Annotated in this window: 17 protein-coding genes and 1 tRNA gene; 10 read left to right on the plus strand and 8 right to left on the minus strand. The window is 66.4% G+C overall.

The window, feature by feature from the left end; genetic code table 11:
- Nucleotides 1-50 precede the first annotated feature (50 nt).
- Nucleotides 51-1,406, plus strand: a complete 1,356-nt coding sequence (locus AC27VL_RS12710) for a Gfo/Idh/MocA family protein (protein ID WP_488766737.1) — start codon at nucleotides 51-53, stop codon at nucleotides 1,404-1,406.
- A 62-nt stretch (nucleotides 1,407-1,468) separates the two neighbouring features.
- On the opposite strand, the gene AC27VL_RS12715 is transcribed toward AC27VL_RS12710, so the two are convergent.
- The 3 genes from AC27VL_RS12715 to AC27VL_RS12725 form a co-directional block, all read right to left on the minus strand.
- Nucleotides 1,469-1,882: a DUF5615 family PIN-like protein gene (locus tag AC27VL_RS12715; RefSeq protein WP_488766739.1), complete on the minus strand. Its 414-nt coding sequence runs from the start codon at nucleotides 1,880-1,882 to the stop codon at nucleotides 1,469-1,471.
- Complete coding sequence (locus AC27VL_RS12720) at nucleotides 1,879-2,583, minus strand: DUF433 domain-containing protein (RefSeq protein ID WP_488766741.1); 705 nt, start codon at nucleotides 2,581-2,583, stop codon at nucleotides 1,879-1,881. The genes AC27VL_RS12715 and AC27VL_RS12720 overlap by 4 nt, the downstream gene beginning before the upstream one ends.
- 144 nt (nucleotides 2,584-2,727) lie before the next feature.
- Nucleotides 2,728-2,804 (minus strand) — tRNA-Arg (locus AC27VL_RS12725).
- A 149-nt stretch (nucleotides 2,805-2,953) separates the two neighbouring features.
- Here AC27VL_RS12725 and ubiA point away from each other — a divergent pair.
- The 3 genes from ubiA to AC27VL_RS12740 all read left to right on the plus strand — a co-directional run bounded on the left by ubiA (nucleotide 2,954) and on the right by AC27VL_RS12740 (nucleotide 5,910).
- Nucleotides 2,954-3,847: a 4-hydroxybenzoate octaprenyltransferase gene (ubiA, locus tag AC27VL_RS12730; protein WP_488766743.1), complete on the plus strand. Its 894-nt coding sequence runs from the start codon at nucleotides 2,954-2,956 to the stop codon at nucleotides 3,845-3,847.
- A gap of 170 nt (nucleotides 3,848-4,017) precedes the next feature.
- Complete coding sequence (locus tag AC27VL_RS12735) at nucleotides 4,018-5,442, plus strand: short-chain fatty acid transporter (protein WP_488766744.1); 1,425 nt, start codon at nucleotides 4,018-4,020, stop codon at nucleotides 5,440-5,442.
- A 306-nt stretch (nucleotides 5,443-5,748) separates the two neighbouring features.
- Nucleotides 5,749-5,910: a hypothetical protein gene (locus AC27VL_RS12740; RefSeq protein WP_165378361.1), complete on the plus strand. Its 162-nt coding sequence runs from the start codon at nucleotides 5,749-5,751 to the stop codon at nucleotides 5,908-5,910.
- A gap of 54 nt (nucleotides 5,911-5,964) precedes the next feature.
- Here AC27VL_RS12740 and AC27VL_RS12745 read toward each other — a convergent pair whose 3' ends face one another.
- A complete protein-coding gene (locus tag AC27VL_RS12745) occupies nucleotides 5,965-6,591 on the minus strand; it encodes a YiiX/YebB-like N1pC/P60 family cysteine hydrolase (protein ID WP_100553909.1) in 627 nt (208 codons plus the stop codon).
- Nucleotides 6,592-6,672: 81 nt separating this feature from the next.
- On the opposite strand from AC27VL_RS12745, the gene AC27VL_RS12750 reads away from it, so the two are divergent.
- From AC27VL_RS12750 to AC27VL_RS12760, 3 genes are all read left to right on the plus strand, one after another.
- Nucleotides 6,673-7,197, plus strand: a complete 525-nt coding sequence (locus tag AC27VL_RS12750) for a hypothetical protein (RefSeq protein WP_488766746.1) — start codon at nucleotides 6,673-6,675, stop codon at nucleotides 7,195-7,197.
- Between the two features lie 72 nt (nucleotides 7,198-7,269).
- Nucleotides 7,270-9,108 (plus strand): M3 family metallopeptidase, encoded by a 1,839-nt coding sequence (locus AC27VL_RS12755; RefSeq protein WP_488766748.1) that lies wholly within the window; start codon nucleotides 7,270-7,272, stop codon nucleotides 9,106-9,108.
- Nucleotides 9,105-10,517 carry a TPM domain-containing protein gene (locus AC27VL_RS12760; RefSeq protein ID WP_488766750.1) on the plus strand — a complete coding sequence of 471 codons (1,413 nt, stop codon included), beginning with the start codon at nucleotides 9,105-9,107 and terminating at the stop codon, nucleotides 10,515-10,517. Before AC27VL_RS12755 ends, AC27VL_RS12760 begins: the two co-directional genes overlap by 4 nt.
- 1 nt (nucleotide 10,518) lies before the next feature.
- On the opposite strand, the gene AC27VL_RS12765 is transcribed toward AC27VL_RS12760, so the two are convergent.
- The 3 genes from AC27VL_RS12765 to AC27VL_RS12775 all read right to left on the minus strand — a co-directional run bounded on the left by AC27VL_RS12765 (nucleotide 10,519) and on the right by AC27VL_RS12775 (nucleotide 13,232).
- Nucleotides 10,519-11,190 (minus strand): VOC family protein, encoded by a 672-nt coding sequence (locus tag AC27VL_RS12765; protein ID WP_488766751.1) that lies wholly within the window; start codon nucleotides 11,188-11,190, stop codon nucleotides 10,519-10,521.
- Nucleotides 11,191-11,308: 118 nt separating this feature from the next.
- Nucleotides 11,309-12,370: an alpha/beta hydrolase family protein gene (locus AC27VL_RS12770; RefSeq protein ID WP_488766815.1), complete on the minus strand. Its 1,062-nt coding sequence runs from the start codon at nucleotides 12,368-12,370 to the stop codon at nucleotides 11,309-11,311.
- Nucleotides 12,371-12,404: 34 nt separating this feature from the next.
- Complete coding sequence (locus tag AC27VL_RS12775) at nucleotides 12,405-13,232, minus strand: AraC family transcriptional regulator (RefSeq protein ID WP_488766752.1); 828 nt, start codon at nucleotides 13,230-13,232, stop codon at nucleotides 12,405-12,407.
- A 187-nt stretch (nucleotides 13,233-13,419) separates the two neighbouring features.
- Between AC27VL_RS12775 and AC27VL_RS12780 the strand changes: the two genes are divergently transcribed.
- From AC27VL_RS12780 to AC27VL_RS12790, 3 genes are all read left to right on the plus strand, one after another.
- A complete protein-coding gene (locus tag AC27VL_RS12780; RefSeq protein WP_488766754.1) occupies nucleotides 13,420-13,803 on the plus strand; it encodes a hypothetical protein in 384 nt (127 codons plus the stop codon).
- Nucleotides 13,804-13,945: 142 nt separating this feature from the next.
- The gene (locus AC27VL_RS12785) at nucleotides 13,946-16,348 is read left to right on the plus strand and encodes a TonB-dependent receptor plug domain-containing protein (RefSeq protein ID WP_488766756.1); all 2,403 of its coding nucleotides are present in this window, start codon (nucleotides 13,946-13,948) and stop codon (nucleotides 16,346-16,348) included.
- The gene (locus AC27VL_RS12790; RefSeq protein WP_488766758.1) at nucleotides 16,348-17,649 is read left to right on the plus strand and encodes an aminotransferase class V-fold PLP-dependent enzyme; all 1,302 of its coding nucleotides are present in this window, start codon (nucleotides 16,348-16,350) and stop codon (nucleotides 17,647-17,649) included. Before AC27VL_RS12785 ends, AC27VL_RS12790 begins: the two co-directional genes overlap by 1 nt.
- Nucleotides 17,650-17,784: 135 nt before the next feature.
- Here AC27VL_RS12790 and AC27VL_RS12795 read toward each other — a convergent pair whose 3' ends face one another.
- Entirely contained in the window at nucleotides 17,785-19,314 is a 1,530-nt protein-coding gene (locus AC27VL_RS12795) for an aminotransferase-like domain-containing protein (protein ID WP_488766759.1), read from the minus strand.
- Nucleotides 19,315-19,323: the final 9 nt, after the last annotated feature.

Below are 19,323 nucleotides of genomic sequence, written 5' to 3' on the forward strand. Positions count from 1 at the left end.
CCAGGCGCGCTGGCCGAGGCTGGCGCGCCTTCAAGAGGAGAGTGTTTGCCATGAAGCGTAGGGAATTCATCGCGGCCAGTGCCGCTGTCGCCGCCAGCAGCCTGCTGCCGCAGACCCCGGCATGGGCACGTGGCCGCAAGGTACGCCTGGCCGTGATCGGTACCGGCATGCGTGGTCTTGTGCTGCTGAAGGAACTGGTGCGTCGCGACGACGTTGAAGTCGTTGCCCTGTGCGATATCGAGCCGATCATGCTCGGTCGCGCGGTGGAGATGGTCAGCAAGGCGGGCAAGCCTGCGCCGAAGACCTACGGCCAGGACCGTGACAGCAATGCCTGGAAGCGCCTGCTGGAGCAGAAGGGCATCGACGGCGTGATCATCGCCACGCCGTGGGAATACCACGCACCGATGGCGATTGCCGCGATGCAGGCCGGCGTGGCCGTGGGCTGCGAGGTGGTGGCCGGCATCACCCTGCAGGACCACTGGGACGTGCTGAAGACGCAGCTGTCCACCGGCACCCCGTACATGCTGCTGGAAAACGTCTGCTACCGCCGCGACGTGATGGCCGCGCTGCAGATGGTGCGGCAGGGCCTGTTCGGCGAGCTGGTACACCTGCAGGCCGGTTACCAGCACGACCTGCGCGGGGTGAAGTTCAATTCCGGCGACCCGAACCAGCCTTACGACAGCGGCGTGGAATTCGGCCCCAAGGGCTGGAGCGAAGCACGCTGGCGCACCGAGCATTCGGTGGAGCGCAATGGCGAGCTCTACCCCAGCCACGGCATCGGCCCCTGCGCGATGTATACCGGCATCAACCGCGGCAACCGCTTCACCCACATCAACGCGTTCGCCACCAAGGCACGCGGCCTGCACGACTACACCGTGGCCAAGAGTGGTGGCACCACCCACCCGAGCACCAAGGTGAAGTTCAAGCTCGGCGACATCGTCACCACCACGCTGGCCTGCGAGAACGGCGAGACCATCCTGCTGCAGCACGACACCTCGCTGCCGCGACCGTATTCGATGGGCTTCCGCGTGCAGGGCACCAAGGGCCTGTGGATGGACGTGAACCATTCGATCCACATCGAAGGCCGCAGCCCGCCGCACCAGTGGGAAGAGTTCAAGAAGTACCAGGACCAGTACGAACACCCGCTGTGGAAGCAGAATGCCGACACTGCAGCGAGTGCGGGACACGGCGGCATGGACTGGTTCGTGATCCATGCGTTCGTGGAAGCGCTGAAGGCCAAGGCACCGATGCCGATCGACATCTACGACGCAGTGACATGGAGTGCGATTACCCCGTTGAGCGAGCAGTCGATCGCCAACAGTTTCCAGACGCTGGAGTTCCCGGATTTCACTGCGGGGTTGTGGCAGAAGCGCAAGCCGGTTTTTGCGTTTGACGGGAAGTATTGAGGATTGCACCCTTCCACGTTGTGACGGAAACGCCGGGCACTGCCCGGCGTTTTTGTATGCGCCTATCGCGTAGCTTTGATCTGCGCCAACCGCGCGCCGGACGCTCTCGCATGCGGTACGCGGAACATGGCTCCGGGTTGGACGAGCTCGGCTTGCTGCATCATTTTTGGCCACCATTCCAGCAGCCGCGCTGCGCGATCATAGTGACTGAGCGTGCCCCACCCCCTGGCAAGTACAAAGACCGTCAAACCGAGGCGTGCGATGGCGTCACGTTCAACAGGTTTGCGCTGATGATGATCCTGAGTGACGTGAACGCGGATGCCGCGTTGGATGGCTGCCTCGAACAATTCCAGATCAGTGGTACCTGGTTTCACGAATTCCCTTACGTGAAGCACCTCATGATCATAACCGCGTGCAATGGCATCGATCGCCCTAGCAAGAGCAGGCGGAAGATTCTCGTCGATCTGCGCCTTCAAGATACCGCCCGACCCTCGAACTGCAGCGCTTTCCTCACTGCAGCCAGAGGCAGGTCAAACAATCGGGCGACCTGCCGCGCGTCGCCGCCTTCGGCTTGCAAGGCTTCGACGATGGCGATCGTAGGAACACCCGATTCGGAGAGAATGGGTTGACCGAAGCTTCGCTTTGGATCAAATACAACTGCCCGTGAACCTTTCATGGGGAACCATCGTTCGGCGCGATCATCGATTCCCAGTTCGATTCCATCGCGCAGAGATGGCGCGATGACTTTGCGCATGACGTCCTGACGTTTCACAACGTCAACCAAGGCAGCGTCTCCGCTTTCGTCCAGAAGCTCCATGAAGATCCGCCGGCCATCGGTCTTGAAGCTCGTACTGGTGAAGGGATAGTCCTTGCCCAGCCGCTCGTGAAGTTCCGCGATGGTCCGTCGGATCAGGTTGAGTGGTACGCCACATGCAACAAACGTGCGTATGAAGCGGAGTTCGATGAGGTCGCGGAAGCCGATCCCATCAATGTCCGATCCAGCCCACTGCGACGACCAGAGGGGCGGATGTTCCTGGACATTGCCGTGACGTCGGCTTTCGTATCCCTTGATCCAGCGCCTGAGCTCGGATGGTTTGCCGCCAATGAAGCGCGCGGCATCGGCGTACGAATAGAGGCCGAGACCAAGGCTGTCTGGAGCTGGCAGGGCGATTCCCATTCGGGTGAGTCTACCCAATGTAGGAGAAACAACGAGTGCGGGACTTCATCCTGTGCCATGGATGTCTCAGGCAATGAGACAGAAAGCACGCTTCGACGTCTGCTGGCATCTACAGCCAGTTCAAACCCGTCATGGAGTTAAGGATGGCGCGCCCGGAGGGATTCGAACCCCCGACCAATGGCTTCGGAAGCCACTACTCTATCCGGCTGAGCTACGAGCGCGTGGTGGAACCGCCGCGCCGTCGGCCAGGGCCGGGGCGGGCATCGCAACGCAATGAGGCGGTGCGGGATGGGCATTCTATCCAGTTTCGCCGCACAAATCTCCCCCCGCCGGCAAAGTCGGTCAGAAGGCACAGGAGTATCCTAGTGCCATGGCTGATACCCCTCTTTCCGCGCCGCATCCGGCGCCGACGCCGCGCTGGCGGCATTACTGGAGTCTGATGCGCGCCGATCGCCCGATCGGCACGCTGCTGCTGCTGTGGCCCACCTGGTGGGCCTTGTGGCTGGCCGCGGGCGGCCTGCCGCCGTTGTGGACCCTGTTCGTGTTCACCGCCGGCGTCTGGCTGACCCGCTCGGCCGGCTGCGTCATCAACGACTACGCCGACCGCTGGCTCGACCCGCATGTGGAGCGCACCAAGGCGCGGCCGCTGGCGACCGGCGCGATCAGTGGCCGCGCTGCGCTGGCACTGTTCGCGGTGCTGATGCTGGTGGCCTTCGGCCTGGTGTTGACCCTGAACGGCCTGACCATCGCCCTCAGCTTCATCGGCGTGTTCCTGGCGGCCAGCTATCCCTACCTGAAGCGCTACACCCATCTGCCGCAGGTCTATCTGGGCATGTCGTTCGGCTGGGGCATCCCGATGGCCTTCGCGGCCGTGCAGGGCGAAGTGCCGATGCTGGGCTGGCTGCTGTATGCCGGCAACATCCTGTGGTCCACCGCCTACGACACCTGGTACGCCATGGTCGACCGCGAGGATGATCTGAAGATGGGATCGCACTCCACCGCGATCCTGTTCGGCGAACTGGACCTGGTCATCCAGGGCGTGCTGTACGCGCTGTTCCTGGCCACGATGGCGCTGGTGGGCGTGCGCGGCGGGCTGGGCGGGTACTACCTGGCCGGCGTAGCGGTGGCGACGCTGCTGGTGGTGTACGAGTTCTGGATCTGCCGTAACCGCGAGCGTGGGCCGTGCTTCAAGGCCTTCCTGCACAACAACTGGGTGGGTGCCGCGCTGTTTGCCGGCATCGCCGTGGAACTGGCGCTGCGTTGAGCCCAAGGCATGGTAGAGCCGGCCGCTGGCCGGCTGCACCCGTATGCGATCCCGAGGTTGCCGGCCAGCGGCCGGCACTACCGTCATGCCCGCCACCTACGACCAATAGGTGGCAGACAGCCCGCACCCCACCACCCAGAATCAGGCCATCGAACCTGGGAGGGTAGGTGATGGCTTCGACGGCAGCAGTACAGGACGGCTGGATGGCGCGCGCAGCATTGCGCTCGGCCGCCTGGGCGGAAAAATGGTTCCCCGATGCCTACGTGTTCGCGGTGCTCGGCGTGGTCATCGTCGCGGTGGCGGCGATGGGCTTTGGCGCCACTCCGCAGGCCACCGCCAGCGCCTTCGGCGACGGCTTCTGGAGCCTGATTCCCTTCACCATGCAGATGGCCTTCGTGGTCATCGGTGGCTATGCCTTGGCTACTGCGCCGGTGGTGGCGCGCTTCATCGACTTCCTCGCCCGCGTACCGCGCACAGGTCGCGGCGCAGTGGTGTACGTCGGTCTGGTCAGCATGCTGGCCTCGCTGCTCAGCTGGGGCTTCTCACTGGTGTTCGGTGGTCTGCTGGTGCGTGCACTGGCCCGCCGCACCGAGCTGCGCATGGACTACCGTGCTGCCGGTGCCTCGGCCTATCTGGGGCTGGGCGCGGTGTGGGCGATGGGCCTGAGTTCGTCGGCTGCACAGCTGCAGGCCAATCCGGCCAGCATGCCGCCGGGGCTGGTGGAGATCACCGGCGTACTGCCGTTCACCGAAACCATCTTCCTGTGGCAGTCGATTGTGCTGACCGCCGTGTTGATCCTGGTTTCGTTGCTGATCGCCTGGTTGACCGCTCCGGCCGCCGGCAGTGCGCGCACAGCCGAGGATTTCCCGGGTGCCGCGCAGGCCGAGCCGGAACCGCTGCAGCGCCGCACGCGGCCCGGTGAGTGGCTGGAATACAGCCCGTTGCTGACCGTGCTGCTCTCGTTGCTGGCCTTCGGCTGGCTGTTCAACGAGTTCGCCAACAAGCCCCTGGTCAGCGCAATTGCCAACCTCAACACCTACAACTTCATGTTCATCTCGCTGGGCCTGCTGCTGCACTGGCGCCCGCGCAGCTTCCTCAACGCGGTGGCCAAGGCGGTACCCAGCACCACCGGTGTGCTTATCCAGTTCCCGCTGTACGGCGGCATCGCAATGATCCTCACCCACGCCGCCGGTGGCGATGGCCAGACCCTGGCGCATCGGCTGTCGAGCCTGTTCGTGCACGTGGCCAGCACCGATACGTTCGCGCTGGTGATGGGCGTGTATTCGGCGGTGCTGGGCTTCTTCGTGCCGTCCGGTGGCGGCAAGTGGATCATCGAAGCGCCGTACGTGATGCAGGCCGCGAACGAGCTGAAGGCGCACCTGGGCTGGGCGGTGCAGGTCTACAACGCGGCCGAGGCACTGCCGAACCTGATCAACCCGTTCTGGATGCTGCCGCTGCTGGGTGTGCTCGGCCTGAAGGCCCGCGACATCGTCGGCTTCACCTTCATCCAGCTGCTGGTGCACATCCCGCTGGTGCTGGGCCTGCTGTGGCTGCTGGGGATGACGCTGGTCTATGTGCCGCCGGTGATGCCGTAACGGGTGCAGCGCCGAGCCCGCGCTCGATCCGCAAACCTGCCTGCGTGCTGCAGACGGGACCGAAGGGGCAGGCCCCTCTGCGCGCGCTACGCCGGTGCAGGCTGCTGAATGCGTTCGTTTCCGGCTGCAGCATGACCACATTCCAAACCCGCATGAATCCTTCAGTGGCTTGTGCCGCAAGGGCTGGCGCGGGTTCATTCACGCGCGTACACACAGGTGTAGCCCGCTCACAACGCATGGTTAACCAATCGCTGCCGACGATGGCCCCGTCCACCGCATTCCGCGCGTGGCATTTGGAGATCGGACATGGCACAGCAGAACCAGAACCCGAACCAGAAGCAGCAGGGCCAGCAGAACCAGCAGGATCAGCAGCAGGAACGCGGCCGCGACCAGCAGCAGCAACAGCAGCAGGAACAGCAGAAGCGCAACCAGAACCAGCAGCAGGGCGGGCAGGACGAGGAAGAGTGATCCTGGCAGCCGCCATCCATCACCGACGAAGCCCCGCCCCGTGCGGGGCTTCGCTTATTCGAGCACGCCGATCCGCTGCAGCACCGTCGCTGCGGCCATGTCGTTGGGGTTGGTACCGGGCAGGCCCTGCGGTACGTCCAGGCCCATGCCGCGATACAGATCAACCCAATGCTGGGAGATCTCACCGGTCTGCGGGTTGCGGAAGTTCATCGGCTGCAGCGCGAACACATGGTGCGCACGGAATGCGCGTTCGATGAAGTCCGAGCAGTAGTAGCTTTCGTCGTTCAACACATAGGCGGTGTTGTACGGCTTGCCCAGCATCGTGCGTGCGGTGGCCACTGCATCGGTGATGGCATTCCTTGGCGGCGCGCGCAGGCGATAGACCACGACCTGCCGTTGCTTGCCACGCGCATCCTGGCGGAACTGGTCCAGCGTCTGCCGGCGCGAGCCCTTCTCATCGGCGTGCAGCACCTCCCAGCCCTGCGGTGCCGACGCCACCAGCGCGACATGGTCGAAGCTGGGCGCCCCTTGCTTTCCCGTCGCATCGTCGATGGCCGCGCTCAGGCCACCGTGACCCGCGGTGACGAACAGCAGGTCGCCTTCACGGACCTCGATCGCCATCGCCAAGGCTGGCCACAGGGCGGGCAACAGCAGGCCGATCAGGAGCAGGAGGCGGCGCATGGGCATCTCGAACAGGCGGGAAGGCGCGATTGTAGGGGGCAGGATAGGATGGCGCGACCAAACCGGAATCAGGATGATCCCATGAAGCTCCGCCGTTCCCTTGCGCTGCTGGCATCCGCCCTTGGCCTGGCGCTGTCCGCCTGCACGCCTGCGCCGCAGCCAGCACCAGCGCCAGCGCCTGCTGAAGCCCCGGCCCCTGCAGCGGCACCTGCCAGCACAGCGACGGCGGTGGAACCCGCCCCCGCAGTGGCGACCGCGGCGTGCCCCCATCCGGCGTTCGATACCTTCCTGAAGCACTTCGGCAACGAGATCACCCTGCAGGAAAAGGCCACCGCCGATCCGCTGCTGGACAGCTACGTTGACGCCGGCGCCGAGCCTGAGCCGCGCACAGTGGAACGCCCGGTTGCATTGGCCGATGTCGAATGGCCGGTGATGCCCGATCCAGCCGGGCTGGCCGGGCAGGGCCGGGAGATGCAGGTGACGGCCGTGGCCGATGGGCAGATGCAGGTGCAGATCCGCACGCCGGACAGCAGCGACCAGCAGACCTACACCTTCGCGCAGAAGCCGTGCTGGACACTGGTCAAGCGTGAAGACGAGTCGATCTGAGGCCAGATCGGGACAGGCGCGGACCGTCGGCGGCTGCTAGGCTCGAAGCCCGATCAAGGCACGGAGACGCCGATGCAGGCCCGCAGGATGCGCACCACTACCGTAGTCATCGCCACGCTGTGGGCGATGACCACCTCCCTCGGCGCCCACGCACAGTCGCTGCACGCCGATGACCGCGCTTACTTCCCCAGCGCCGCCGCCGAACAGGCGGCACGGGTCACCCTGGGCGAGCGCGTTGAGGCATTGCAGAGCGCCACGGCGGGCGCGCCGGCCACGCGCTTCCGCCAGGCCGAAGCGCTGCAGGCACAGTGCATGCGTCACCATGCGTATCTGCATCTGCAGGCCGCGCGCAACGCACGTGATCGTCGCCCGGCGCAGGCGCTGGATCAGGTGATGGGGCTGTGCAGCCGTATCGCCCGTACCGGCAGGGCCGCCCTGCGTGAGGCGCCGGCGGATGCCCCCTGGCTGGCGTCCTATGGATTCCTGCGCGCCCGCGCGCTGCAGGAAGGCGCGGCGCCGGCCAATGCGCAGCTGGATGATGCCGTGGATGCACTGGCCGATCCGGCGCTGGATACGTTCGCGCGCCTGCGTCGGCAGATCATGCACAGCGCGGAATTCCCGCGTATCGAAGGTGCTGGCCGCAGCTGGGATACCGGCGCCGACAAGCAGGCCCTGGCCCAGCATCCCGACCGCGCGCTGCGTGAGGCCGGCTGGAAGGGGTACTGGCAGGGCGTGCAGTCGCGCCGTGAACCGATGGCGTCGGTACTGCTGGGCCTGGTGCAGGTGAATGATGCCGCCGCGCGTCTGCAGGGCGACGGCTCGGCCACCGCACGCGGCTATCGACGCATGGGCATGGATACGCAGACGGTCGACGCGACGCTGGCGGCGATCGAGCGCCACGCGGCAGAGCGTCGTGGATACCAGGACATGCTGCTGCAGCACGCCGGGCGCAGCGGTGTGATGTCGCCGCAGTTGTGGGATACCACCGTGCCGGATGCTGGCTATACGCCACCGGTGCTGAGCCTGGAACAGCTGCGCGATACCGCTGCCGACGCCATGCAGCCGCTGGGGCCGGAGTATGTCGCCGAGCTGCGCGCGCTGCTGGATCCTGCGCACAAGCGCATGGACCTGGCCACCGTGCTGGGCAGCCGCAGCCAGGACGCGTTCCATATATTCGCACCGGACACGCCGGCGCTGCTGTTCGTGGGGCTGCGCAGCGGCGATCTGGAAAGTGACGTGGAGATCGCCCATGAAGCAGGTCATGCCATGCATGGGCAGTGGATGCTGCGCGGGCATGCCTCGCCATTGCATCTCAATGGCAGTGCGTGGATGACCGAGGCGTTCGCCATCTACAACGAGCTGCGCTTCCGTGACCAGTTGTACCAGCAGGCGCAGGATCCGCGCGCCAAGGCGTACTACCTGAAGTCGCTGCTCGACGACATGGTGTTGCAGCTGTTCACGTCCTCTGAGGAGGCGCAGCTGGAGCAGTCGATCTACCAGGGCGTGGCCAGCAATACGTTGGGCACCGCCGACGATCTGGACGCGCTCACCGGCCAGGTGCTGGCGCGCTACGGCCAGCAGCCGCAGCGCTATCCGCAGCTGCGCAGCACCTGGATCGGCAAGCGCCTGATGTATGACGACCCGCAGTATCTGGTCAATTATCTCTATGCCGGATTGCTGGCGGTGCAGCTGTATGTGCAGGACCAGCAGGATCCGGAGGGCTTCCGCCAGCGCTATCTGACCGTACTGGGTGAGGGCTTTGACCGCGCACCGCAGGAACAGGTGGCGCAGTTGCTGGGTCATGTACCGGACTGGCCGGCACTGGTCGACGCCGATCTGCAGGTGTTCGCACAGAACGCTGCCCGGCTGCAGGCGCTGTATGCGCAGATCGAGGCAGGGCAGGGCACATGAGCCGCGTGCCGCAGGCGCACGTTGCCAGGACGTGGGCGTGGCTTGCGTTGCTGCTCTGCCTGCTGCCGCTGCTGGCGTTGGCGGCAGCCCCGATCCCTGCGTTGAATGACCCGGTGGTGGACACCGCAGATGCACTGTCGGCCAGCACCCGCACCACGCTGCGCGAGCAGGCCTTGCAGCTGCAGGCACGCAAGGGCGCGCAGCTGCAGGTGCTGGTGGTGCCGAGCGTTGGCGAGGAAGGCATCGAAGTCTACGCGCAGCGAGTCTTCGACCAATGGCAGCTGGGCCGCGCCGGTATCGATGATGGCGTGCTGCTGCTGGTGGCGGTGCAGGATCGTCGCGTACGCATCCAGACCGGTTATGGCCTGGAAGGCACCATCCCCGATGCCTATGCCGCGCGCATCATCGACAAGGCGATCGTGCCGCGCCTGCGCGAGGGAGACCTGGACCAGGGCGTGCTGGACGGCACCGCGGTGCTGGTGGCGCTGGTCGATGGCGAGCAACTGCCACCCTGGGACGATTCATTGGCACGCAACGTGTTGCCGCCAGATTGGCGCACCGGGGATTCGGTTGTTGCCCTGACGTTGCTGGCGGGCTTCCTCGCCGGTCTATGGCGATCGCCACCGCGTCTGCTGGCGACCAGGACCGAAGCCGAGTTCACCGGTAACCGCCGCGAGCGGCGGCGCAAGGCACTGGCAGCCAATGCGGCGGTGCCCAGGCCGACGTGGCCGACCTTACCTGCCTGGGGCCGGCCGCTGCTGGTGACGGCGGTGATTGCCGCGGGGCTGCTGTCTGCGACGCTGCTGCTGCCACGCCACGTGCTGCCGGCGCTGTTCTTCGTGATGGTGCCCGCCGTACCGGTGGCGACCCTGCTGGGCTGGTGCTGGCATCGCAGCCGCGGCGTACGCATCGTGCTGTACGGCATGCTGGCCGTCAGCACCGGCTTCTTCGCGGTGATGCTGGCGCGTGGTCAGTTGCCGCCCAGCCTTGCGCTGCACACGCTGCTGAACCTGGCGGTCGGCATCGCCGCCATGCTGGTGTTCTTCCTGGTGCAGGCCGGTCGTGCGCGCTGGCGGAAGAACCGCAACAGCTTCGCCATCCGCGTGGTGGTGCTGGTGCTGCTGACCGCTGGATATGCGCTGGGCGCACTGTTGGCCATCGACCGTGCCGGCGACGAGAACGCCCGCGTGCTGGCGACGATCGTGTCCAGCGTCGGCACGCTGTTCCTGTACTTCATCTGGGTGTTCACCCTGCTGCCCGGCGAGAAAGCCCGCGGCGGCCGCGGTTCGTCCCGAGGCTACCGTTCCTCCTCCAGCACTTCGTCGTCCAGTTCGTCCTCGAGCAGTTCCAGCGACTGGTCCGGTGGTGGTGGCCGCAGCGGCGGCGGTGGCGCCTCGGGCAGCTGGTAGCTCAGGCCGCCTGCGCCCGCCAGCCCAGCGCGGCATCGTGCAGTTCGCCGCTGCCGCTCACTTCGCTCACCTGCAGCTGCAGTCCCTGCGCGTTGGGCAGGTCCTTCAGCTCGGGGAACCAACGGCGATCAGCGGCGACCACGATCAGCAGCCCCTCGTCATCGCCCATCGGCGCGAACTGTGGCGACGGCGTGCTGATCGGCTGCAGGCCGAAACGCTGGCTGGACTGCTCGCGTACCGCATCGACATCATGGCTGGGCAGGCCGACCTCGCTCAGGCAGGTCAGTTCGCTGCCATGGAAGGCACCGCTGCGTTCGCTGGCCGGCAAGCGCCTGCGGCCGATCAGCTCCAGGATCAGGCCATCTGGACCGGTGAAATACACCGACTGCGATTGCCAACTGCTTTCCAGAGCGAAGTAATCGAGGCCTTCGGGGTTGCGTTGAAAGGGCGTGCGTACACGCAGCCAGGTCATGGCATCGGCGAAGCGGTTGTCCGGCACATTGAAGGCCAGGTGCACGCCGCCGACCGCGTGGTCGCCCGCAGGTTGCAGCTGGATCGTGCTCCAGCCGATGCGGACCTGGTCACCGGCCACCTCCAGTTGCAGCACGTCGCGGAACCAGGCGGCAACGCGGGTGACGTCGGATACCGGCAGGGTGAGGTGCAGCAGGCGCATGGTCGATCCTCCGTGTAACGCTGGGTGCAGTGTAGTCCCGCGCACCTTCGCGTCGCGTCATCACCTGCGCAACGAATCGTTACTGCCAGCCGCAGCGTCGAGCCGTGCTCGACAGCTTCTACCGCAGTGCCTCACCGAAGAAGCGCACCGCGTCTTCCACCGCCACGGCATGCGTCTGCTCCTTCGGTACCGCAGTCATGCACAGCGACTGCAGCCGCTCCTTCGCCAGCGGCGTGCAGGCAGACAGGAAATCATAGTGGCCAACACCGGGCAGCGCGTGAAGCGTTGCTTTCGGAATCAGCGCCGCCGCCACATCACCATTGGTCGCTGGTGGCGCAACGTCATCAGCAGCGCCCAATACGATCGCCACCGGCTGCTGCAGCGCCTTCAGCTGCTCCGGTGTGAATGCCTGCACGATGGCCGGCGCCAGCACGAACACGGCGCGGACACCGGGAATCGAGCGATCATCCTGTGCGTGCTGCACGTAGGGCTGCAGTTGCGGCGATGCTGCTGCAGCAAGACGCACCTCCATCGTATGTGTGGCCGCTTCCTGCTGCGGTCTGCATACGCCGTCGTCCGCGTGCGCCTTGCAGAACGCCAGCAGCCGCGCCATGTCCGGCCGCGCGCCGGCGCTGAGCAGTGCGGTGAAGCCACCGGCGGAATAGCCGACCACGCCCAGCCGCGACGCATCAATGTGTGGCCCCAACTGCGGGTCGGCCAGCACTGCGGCCAGCGCGGCCTTCAGGTCGTCGGCGCGCAGCCAGGTCAGCACGCTGCCGGCCAGCGTCATCTCATCGGCGCCATTGTTGCCCGGGTGGTCCACGGCGATCACCAGGTAGCCCGCACGCGCAAGCGCAGTGCCCAGCCACCCCATCATGCGCGCGGTGCCGCCATTACCATGCGACAGCAACAGCGTCGGCAGGCGCCCTCCGGTGATGGGGGCGTCCTTCGCGGCGCGCCCCACCTCGAACAGTGGCGCATCCGCTGGCCCGATGGTCAGCGGCGTTTCCTGGCTGCCAGGGCTTGCCGGGTACCACACGGTGAAGCGCAGCACATCGCGGTGCGCGCCATCGCGTATCGCCGCGCTTTCCAGCGTTGTCACGCCGTGGCGTTCACCGGCGGTGATGGGCGCTGCCGCCATCGCCAGCGGTGTCAGCGAAGCCAACAGCAGGGCCAGCATCCATCGCGTCGCATGCATCATCAGTCTCTCCGGGTCAGGCAGTGCGTTGATCGACCGGCAGCCAGATTTCCACGCCACCGTGGCCGCTGTGCTCGTCGAAGCGGGTGTCGTAGCGTTCAAGGTCCGGCGCGTTGGCCAGGTTGAGTTGGTTGGCGGGCAGATATTGGTCCAGCAGCCAGAACCAGGTCGAGCGGATGGTGGAGATATGGCCGCCATGCCAGGCCACCAGGTAACGGCGCGCAGGCACATCCACCCGCTGCCAGTGTGCCGGTACCGATGGCAGGGCATTCACCGGCAGCGCGGCGATGTAATCGAAACCACCATCGTCGTCGCTGTTGCAGCACACACCGAAACTGACCGGTGCCGGCGTTGGCCATTCGCGATTGAGCTGTGCCCACTGCCCCGGAATCGCACCACCGCTGTCGCGGGTGTGGCGCATGCCGATGCCAGCCACCTGGAACGGTGTGCAGTCGATCAGCCTGGGCGCCTCGCTGCAGGCCTGTGGTGCATCGTCGAGACGGATCGCGTGCACCAGTGCCAGCTCCTGCAGGCCCTGCTCGCGCACGCGCTCCGGGGTCTGCCCGAACTGCTCGCAGAAGGCACGGGTGAACGCGGCATGCGTGCTGTAGCCCGTCGCCAGAGCTACCTGCAGGATGTCGCCGGCACCGTTGGCCAGCTGCTGCGCAGCGGTGGTCAGGCGGCGTCCGCGCAGGTAGCGCACCACCGACGTACCGGTGCGGGCCTGGAACAGGCGCGACAGATGGAACGGCGACAGTCCGGCGGCAGCCGCGATGTCGGCCAGCGCCAGCGGCTTGTCCGCATGGCTTTCGATGTACCACAACGCTTTGCCTGCCGCGCTCATCGCGCTGTTCCTTGTTCGAATGCCGGGCAGCGTAACGGATCGACAGGGTGGGGCGCTTAGCAGTTCTTGCGGTGGCGGGGCTTTGCGTTTGCCGTTGTACCGGCAACAATGCGGCCTTCATGGACACGATGGAGGCCAGGGACATGCCGGAAGTCACCGCTATCAGCCAGACCGCGCAGATCGACGCATGGTGATGATCATTGCGATTGCCCTGCTGCCGGCGCTGCTGCCACTGGCGCTGCTGGTGATCATGTGGCGGCGGGCGCCGCGCTGGCGCGGGGCTCCCTGGCTGTACCGTGTGATGTTCTCATTGCTGGCAGCACTGCTGGCGCCCACGCTGTTGATGGCAGGCCATGGCGGCCTGCCGTGCCCCACCATCGGTGGCCTTGTGCTGGTACTCATGGACCTCGAGTGGATCGGCCAACTGCAGATGAACCTGATTGCCTTTGGAACCGAGGACACTGCCATCCTCTCCGCGCCTTTCCTGTTCGTTTTCGCGATCGCGCTGTTCATCCCGCTGCGCACGGCGCGGCCAGCCACCTTCGGCTTCGACGACGACGCTGCCGGCTAGCGCACGCCCGGTACGGGCGGCACCCGCACCGTAACCGCTGCAACTGTCGTCTCCACGTCATCGCTGCTTCACATCGCAGCCCGAGACTGCGCGCCTTGTCCAGGTCCCACCTGGCCCTGTCGTGCCTTCCCGGAGTCCTGCCGTGCATCGTTCGAAGCTGTCGCGTTCCATCCTCCTCGCCCTTGGTCTGGTCAGCGCAGGAGGCGCGATCGCAGCAGATGCCGGAACGGCAGACAGCAGCAGTGGCAGCCACGCCGCACCCACCCAGCTTGACGCGATGCTGGTTACCGGTACCCGTGCCTCCAACCGCACCCAGTTTGAAACCCTGGCGCCGGTGGACGTGTTCACCAAGCAGGACATCCAGTCGGTCGACTCCACCGATCTGAAGGACGTGCTGGCGCAGCTGGTGCCGTCGTTCGTGGTGCAGCGCCTGCCGATGGCCGATGGCCAGGTGTTCGTGCGCCCGGCCACGCTGCGCGGCCTGTCGCCGGACCAGACGCTGGTGCTGGTCAACGGCCGCCGCTTCCATCGCAGTGCGTTGCTTGGCAACCGCGGAGCACAGGCCGCCGACCTGGCGCAGATCCCGACCAGTGCCATCAAGCGCATCGAAGTACTGCGCGATGGTGCGTCGGCGCAGTACGGTTCGGATGCCATGGCCGGCGTCATCAACATCATCCTGGAAGACAGCCCGGGCACCGAGATCACCGCCGGTTATTCGCAGTACGCGCAGGGCGATGGCGCCTCGCGTGACTTCAGTGCACGCACCGGCTGGGCGCTGGGGGACTACGGCAGCCTGGCCCTGTTCGCCGAATCATCCAACTCCGATGCGACCTCGCGCACCCGCCAGCGTCCCGACGCCATCGCCTTCCAGGCCGCGCATCCAGAGCTGGACGTGCCCAACCCGGTGCAGCGCTGGGGCCAGCCGGAGCTGGAAAGCCGCCGCGTGGGCTTCAACCTGAAGGCCAATGCCAGCGACACCCTGGAGCTCTATGCCTTCGGCCTGTACAGCCACAGCGATGGCGTCAGCGATTTCAACTGGCGCAACCCGGATACCACCACTGGCGCGTACCGTACGACCAGCATCTTCCCGGGCTGGAACCTGCGCTCGCTGTATCCGGTGGGCTTCAGCCCGCAGTACGGCAACACGCAGAACGACCTGCAGCTGGTCGCGGGCCTGCGCGGTGAAATCACCCCCAAGCTGCGCTGGGACCTGAGCGCCTCGTATGGCCGCAATGCCATCGACTACAGCCTGGACAACTCGATCAACGCATCGCTGGGCCCGGACAGCCCGACCGCATTCGACCTCGGCCGGCTGACCCAGACCGAGAAGAACGCCAATGCGGACTTCAACTACGAATGGGACGTGGCTGCGCTGTCGAAGCCGATCAACGTCGCCTTCGGTGCCGAGTTCCGCCAGGAGACCTACCAGGTGCGCGCCGGTGACCCTGCCTCGTATGCGGTGGGCCGTGGTGCGGCGGCGGGTCTGGAAGCGAATTCCAACGGCGCGCCGGGTTTTTCGGCCAGCCAGGCCGGGCAGTGGAGCCAGCGCAGCAAGGCCGCCTACGTGGACATGGAAGTGCCGCTGGGCGAGCGCTGGAGCATCGGCGCGGCGGGTCGTTATGAAGACTTCTCCAGCTTCGGCAGCACGGTGGACGGCAAAATTTCTGCACGCTTTGCAATCACCCCGGATGTTGCGCTGCGCGGCACCGTGTCCACCGGCTTCCGCGCGCCCACGCCGGCCCAGCTCAACACCACCAGCACCACCCAGGGGCTGGATACGCGCACGCTGCAGATCTTTACCAGCGGCCGCCTGTCGCCCAGCGATCCGTTGGCGCAGCTGCTGGGCGCCAAGCCGCTGACCCCGGAAGAATCGCGCACTGCCTCGCTGGGCCTGACCTGGCGCACCGACATGGGCCTGTCCGGTTCGGTGGATGTCTACCGCATCAAGCTCAGCGACCGCTTCAGCCAGTCGGCCAGCTTCGCCATTCCGGCCGGCACGCCCAACCCGCTGGGCTATACCTCGGTGAACTACTTCACCAACGATTTCGACACCACCACCACCGGCGTGGACGTGGTCGGCAACTACCTGCGCGATCTCGGCGCCGGGCGCATGACGCTGACCCTGGCTTACAACTACAACCAGACCCGCGTCGACAACGGCAGCACCTCGGTGGCGACCAACGAGACCCAGCGCGTGCTGTTCGAAGACCGCCTGCCCGAGCACAAGGGCAGCTTCACCGGCAACTGGGACGTCGGCGCGTGGTCGTTGATGGCGCGCGTGCGCTACTACGGCAAGTGGACCGACTCCACCGGCAACGCAGCGGGCGATATCTACCAGCAGTTCGGTGCGATGACCTTCCTGGACCTGGCGGTGGGCTATCGCATCAACGAACACCACAGCCTGCGCGTGGGTGCCGACAACGTGTTCGACCGCTACCCGGATGAAGCCACCTTCCAGGCCAGCCGTGGCCTGATCTATTCGCGCAACGCGCCGTATGACACCGACGGCGCCAATGTGTACGCGCAGTACCGGCTGACCTTCTGATGGACAGCCGCCGTCGTTCCCTGCTGCGTGCGGGTGCGCTGTTGCCGGCCGCTGCGGCGTTGTCTTCACTGCCTGCCGCAGGCGCCGCGCGTTACGCTGGGCCCATGCAGATTCCCGCAACGACCGTGGCGCCGGACGTGCTGGCCCGCGACGAAGGCTACTGGGCAACCGTGGCCAGCCACTTCGACATCACCGATGAAGTGAACCACCTGGAGAATGGCTACTGGGGCGCGATGGGCCGCGAGACGCTGGCCAGCTACCAGCGGCACACCGCCGAAGTGAATCGTGGAAACGCCTGGTACGGCCGCCGCGCGTTCCCGGCGCAGTACATGGCGGTGCATCGGCAGGTGGCTGACATGCTCGGTGTCGGTGCGGACGAGATCGCGCTGACCCGCGGCGCCACCGAGGCGATGCTGGCGTTGATCGGCGGCTACAACCGCCTGCAGCCCGGCGACCAGGTGCTGTACGCCGACGTCGACTACGACAGCATGATCAACGCCATGCGCTGGCTGCAGCAGCGTCGTGGCGTGCAGGTCGAGCGCATCGCACTGCCGGCGGTGCCAACCCATCAGCAGATCCTGCAGGCCTACGATGACGCGTTCGCGCGCCTGCCGCGCCTGAAGCTGGTGTTGCTGACCCAGGTCAGCCACCGCCATGGGCTGGTGCTGCCAGTGGCTGAGATCGCCGAGCGTGCGCGTGCGCGCGGCATCGATGTGATTGTCGATGCCGCACATGGCTTCGGCCAGATCGACTACGTGGTACCGCAGTTGAAGGCCGATTTCGTTGGCATCAACCTGCACAAGTGGATCGGCGCACCGGTGGGCGTGGGTGCGATGTACGTACGCAAGGGGCGCGTGGCCGACCTGGATCCTTACATGGGCGAGACCGACGACGGTCGCGTGGGTAGCCGCGTGCACACCGGCACGGTCAACTTCGCTGCCTATCTGGCGCTGCCCGAGGCCATCGCCTTGCACCAGCGCATCGGAGCAGCCAACAAGCAGGCGCGCCTGCGCTATCTGCGCGAGCGGTGGACGGTGCCAGCGCGGCAGATGGCGCATATCGAGGTGCTGTCGTCGCCGGATCCGGCGTTGGCCAGTGCATTGGCCAGCTTCCGCCTGCGTGGCCATACCTCGGTGGAAGAGAACCAGGCACTGCAGAAGCGTCTGCTGGATGAGCATCGGATATTCACCACGCATCGCGATGGTCTGGACTCCGGCGCCTGCGTGCGGTTGACGCCGTCGGTGTTCACCCGCCCGGCGCAGATGGATGCGCTGGTGGCGGCGCTGGCCGCGCTGGCCTGAACTCCCCCCGCTTTGGTGGATGCCAACCTTGGTTGGCACCGCATCCACGCATGGCATGGACGGGCATTGCCAACCAAGGTTGGCATCTACCGAAACAGGCCCAGTAGATCCACGCCATGCGTGGATGCTCTCCGCCTACCGCTCGATCGCCGGCAACGCGTCGGACAACAACAACCGATCGATCCGCCGCAGCGCGTTCTCCAGTTGCCGCCGGTCCGCAGCCAATCCCAACGACAGCCGCACCCCGCTCGCGAACGGTGCGCCCGGCGGACAGAACGCCGATGAAGGCGCGATCGCCAAGCCCTGCAGCTGTGCCGTACGCACCAGCGTGGCGTCGGTCCACGGTGCTGGCACCCGGCACCACGCATGCAGCCCATCGGCGCGCTCCAGCAGTGAGGGCGCCAGCAGATACCGCGCCATCCGCGTACGCTCGCGCGCTTCGTCGCGCACCTGCACCAGCAGCGCCTGCGCCGAACCATCCAGCAGCAGCTGGCTGGCCAGCGCGGAGACCAGCGGATGGCCCATCAACCGCGTGGCACGCAGTGCGGCAGCCATCGCCTCGGCGTGGGCGGCGCTTGGGCATTGCACGAACGCGGTACGCAGGCCGGGGCTGATTACCTTCGACAGCGTGGCCACATGGAATACGTGCCGGGGCGCCAGCATCGCCAGCGCAATCGGCGCGGTGACGGCCAGATGCCAGTACGGGTCGTCCTCGATCGCCAGCAGGCCTTCGCGCTCCAGCACCCGCGCCAGCGCCTCGCGCCGCGAGGTGGGCACGGTCAGCGCCGTCGGGTTCTGGCAGGTGGGGTTGAGGTAGACCAGGCGCGCGCCACATTCCCGCGCCCGGCGGGCCAGCGCCTCCGGGCACATGCCCTGTTCGTCGCCCTCCACCGTGACCAGCCGCCGCCCCAATGCCGCAGCCGCCTGCAGCAGGCCCGGATACACCAAGCGGTCGCAGAGGATCGCATCGCCCTCGCGCCCCTGGCTGACCAGGATCGCCGCCAAGGCCACCTGCGCGCCTTCGGTCAGCAGCAGGCGTGCGTCGTCCACCGTGCCCAGCATCGGCTGCAGCCAGCGCGCCGCCGCGTGGCGGTCGGTCGGGTTGCCACCGCCCAGGTGATAGGTCATCAGGTTCGGCGCATTGCTGCGCGCCAGTACCGCCGCTGCGCCTCGACGCAGCATGTCCGCCAACGCATCGGCGTCGGGTACCGGCGGCACGTTCATGCTGAGATCGACGGCCTGGTCAAAGCCCGCTTTCGGCGGCGCGATGAAGCTGCCCTGTGGCCCACGTGCTTCGATCAGTCCACGCTTGCGTGCTTCATCGAACGCACGGGTCACCGTGGTCAGGTCCACGCCCAGCTGTTGTGCCAATGCACGCTGCGAGGGCAGCCGTTGCCCGGGCGCAAGGCCGCCGCGATTGATGGTGCGTTCCAGCGTGTTGACGATGCGCAGGTAGATCGGACCGCTGTGCACGTGCACGTCCTGCACCCAGCCCAGCCCTGCGACGCCAGGCCCTGCGACATCGGGTCGCGGCATGTACGGAGGATGTCGGGGCGTATCGTTGCTTCCAACGGCGGGAGCCTGTCCATAACCATCGGTCGGTTCGGACAGGTGACCGCCGTTGTTGTTTGCGGCGGCTGCGCCGGCCAGCGTCGGTGATGTCATCGCGCGTCC

It is taken from the genome of Stenotrophomonas sp. 14P6.2.3 (assembly GCF_057799055.1).

What these genes read in the sequence shown, in the direction of transcription:
- AC27VL_RS12710 (WP_488766737.1), top strand. Translation starts at nt 51, where the DNA reads ATGAAGCGTAGGGAATTCATCGCGGCCAGTGCCGCTGTCGCCGCCAGC.
- AC27VL_RS12720 (WP_488766741.1), bottom strand. Translation starts at nt 2,583, where the DNA reads ATGGGAATCGCCCTGCCAGCTCCAGACAGCCTTGGTCTCGGCCTCTAT.
- ubiA (WP_488766743.1), top strand. Translation starts at nt 2,954, where the DNA reads ATGGCTGATACCCCTCTTTCCGCGCCGCATCCGGCGCCGACGCCGCGC.
- AC27VL_RS12735 (WP_488766744.1), top strand. Translation starts at nt 4,018, where the DNA reads ATGGCTTCGACGGCAGCAGTACAGGACGGCTGGATGGCGCGCGCAGCA.
- AC27VL_RS12740 (WP_165378361.1), top strand. Translation starts at nt 5,749, where the DNA reads ATGGCACAGCAGAACCAGAACCCGAACCAGAAGCAGCAGGGCCAGCAG.
- AC27VL_RS12745 (WP_100553909.1), bottom strand. Translation starts at nt 6,591, where the DNA reads ATGCGCCGCCTCCTGCTCCTGATCGGCCTGCTGTTGCCCGCCCTGTGG.
- AC27VL_RS12750 (WP_488766746.1), top strand. Translation starts at nt 6,673, where the DNA reads ATGAAGCTCCGCCGTTCCCTTGCGCTGCTGGCATCCGCCCTTGGCCTG.
- AC27VL_RS12755 (WP_488766748.1), top strand. Translation starts at nt 7,270, where the DNA reads ATGCAGGCCCGCAGGATGCGCACCACTACCGTAGTCATCGCCACGCTG.
- AC27VL_RS12760 (WP_488766750.1), top strand. Translation starts at nt 9,105, where the DNA reads ATGAGCCGCGTGCCGCAGGCGCACGTTGCCAGGACGTGGGCGTGGCTT.
- AC27VL_RS12765 (WP_488766751.1), bottom strand. Translation starts at nt 11,190, where the DNA reads ATGCGCCTGCTGCACCTCACCCTGCCGGTATCCGACGTCACCCGCGTT.
- AC27VL_RS12770 (WP_488766815.1), bottom strand. Translation starts at nt 12,370, where the DNA reads ATGCTGGCCCTGCTGTTGGCTTCGCTGACACCGCTGGCGATGGCGGCA.
- AC27VL_RS12775 (WP_488766752.1), bottom strand. Translation starts at nt 13,232, where the DNA reads ATGAGCGCGGCAGGCAAAGCGTTGTGGTACATCGAAAGCCATGCGGAC.
- AC27VL_RS12780 (WP_488766754.1), top strand. Translation starts at nt 13,420, where the DNA reads ATGGTGATGATCATTGCGATTGCCCTGCTGCCGGCGCTGCTGCCACTG.
- AC27VL_RS12790 (WP_488766758.1), top strand. Translation starts at nt 16,348, where the DNA reads ATGGACAGCCGCCGTCGTTCCCTGCTGCGTGCGGGTGCGCTGTTGCCG.
- AC27VL_RS12795 (WP_488766759.1), bottom strand. Translation starts at nt 19,314, where the DNA reads ATGACATCACCGACGCTGGCCGGCGCAGCCGCCGCAAACAACAACGGC.